The sequence below is a fragment of the Pseudomonas sp. AGC41 genome, from assembly GCF_057334555.1.
Window position 1 is genome coordinate 38,826 of record NZ_JBHFJB010000116.1, and the last position, 1,875, is coordinate 40,700.

Sequence of the window (1,875 nt, forward strand, 5' to 3'; positions counted from 1 at the left end):
TCTGTGCTCAACATAGGCCCAAAGTGTGGGAGCGAGCCTGCTCGCGAAGGGGCCAGTGCTGGTAGCAGGCTATTGTTCTGCCGCTCGGGCCTTATTGCACTGGGCATGCTTATATATAAGCGCGCAAAATGGCGTCATACCGCAAACCCACAGGTGACCAAATGCCTGATTCATCGCAACTCGTTATCGGGGCCGACCTGGCCGGCCGACCTGTCGCCCAGGCCATGCGCCTGGCCAATCGTCACGGGCTGGTGGCGGGCGCCACCGGCACCGGCAAAACCGTCACGTTGCAGCGCCTGGCCGAGATGTTCAGCGATGCCGGCGTGGCCGTGTTCGCGGCAGACATCAAGGGCGACCTGTGCGGCCTCGGCGCTGCCGGCAATCCTCAAGGCAAGATCGCCGAGCGCATCGCCGGCATGCCCTGGCTCGGCCACAAGCCCCAGGCCTATCCGGTGACCTTGTGGGACATCCACGGCCAGTCCGGTCATCCGCTACGCACGACGTTGAGTGAAATGGGCCCGTTGTTGCTCGGCAGCCTGCTGGAGCTGACGGACAGCCAGCAAGCGGCTTTGTACGCGGCGTTCAAGGTCGCCGACCGCGAGGGCCTGTTGCTGCTCGACCTCAAGGACCTGAAGGCGCTGCTCAATCACCTCAAGGACAACCCTGAACTGCTCGGGGACGACGCGGCCCTGATGACCACCGGTTCCAGCCAGGCCTTGATGCGCCGACTGTCGACCCTGGAACAGCAGGGCGCGGACGCCTTGTTCGGCGAACCGGCGCTGCAGCTTGAAGACATCCTGCAACCGGCCAGTGACGGCCGTGGCCGCATTCATCTGCTGGATGCCAGTCGCCTGGTCCATGAGGCGCCGAAAGTCTACGCGACATTCCTGCTGTGGCTGCTGGCCGAGCTGTTCGAGCAACTGCCCGAGCGCGGCGATGCGGACAAACCCTTGCTGGCGTTGTTTTTCGATGAGGCGCATTTGTTGTTCGCCGGCACGCCCAAGGCATTGCAAGAGCGGCTGGAACAAGTGGTGCGGCTGATCCGCTCCAAGGGCGTCGGGGTGTATTTCGTCACCCAGTCGCCGGGCGATCTGCCGGACGATGTGCTCGCGCAGTTGGGGTTGCGTATCCAGCATGGCCTGCGGGCTTTCACCGCCAAGGAACAGAAATCCCTGCGGGCGGTGGCTGACGGTTTTCGACCAAATCCGCAATTCGATGCCCTGGCGGTGCTGACCGAGCTGGGCATCGGTGAAGCCCTGGTGGGCACCTTGCAGGAAAAAGGCACGCCGGAAATGGTCCAGCGTGTGCTGGTGGCTCCGCCGCAGTCGCGCATCGGGCCGTTGACCGCGGCTGAGCGTGCCGGGCTGATCGCCAGCTCACCGTTGCAGGGGCGTTATGACAAACCCATCGACCGCGAGTCGGCCTATGAAGTGCTGATGGGGCGCAAGGGGCTGGAGCCGCAGGCCGAAGCCGTGCCAGGCAAACCGGCGGCCGAGGAGCCGAGCTTCACCGAAAAGGCCGGGGAATTTCTCGGCACCGCGGCCGGCCAGGCGCTGAAATCGGCGATGCGCCAGGCGGCCAATCAGTTGGGCCGGCAGCTGGTGCGCGGGTTGATGGGATCATTGTTGGGGGGCGGCAAGCGGCGGTAGGCAATCGAGACCGAATCGCTCCCTTCGCGAGCAGGCTCGCTCCCACAGGAGATCTCCTGCGCGCGCAAATCTTGTGCCTCATGCAGATCAATTGTGGGAGCGAGCCTGCTCGCGAAGGCTATTCAACAGGCGAAAAAAATCTCAGTCCTTGGGCCGCGCATGCGCCGCCAATCGCTCCCCGCAATTCGATGCCCTGGCGGTGCTGACCGAGCTGGGCATCGGTGAA

The 1,875-nt window shown here is 64.3% G+C and carries 1 protein-coding gene; it reads left to right on the forward strand.

Annotated elements, in window-relative coordinates; translation table 11 throughout:
- Nucleotides 1-161: 161 nt before the first annotated feature.
- On the forward strand, nucleotides 162-1,649 hold the full coding sequence (locus tag ACE04F_RS19740) for a helicase HerA-like domain-containing protein (protein ID WP_486109299.1): 1,488 nt from the start codon (nucleotides 162-164) through the stop codon (nucleotides 1,647-1,649).
- The last annotated feature ends 226 nt before the right edge of the window (nucleotides 1,650-1,875 follow it).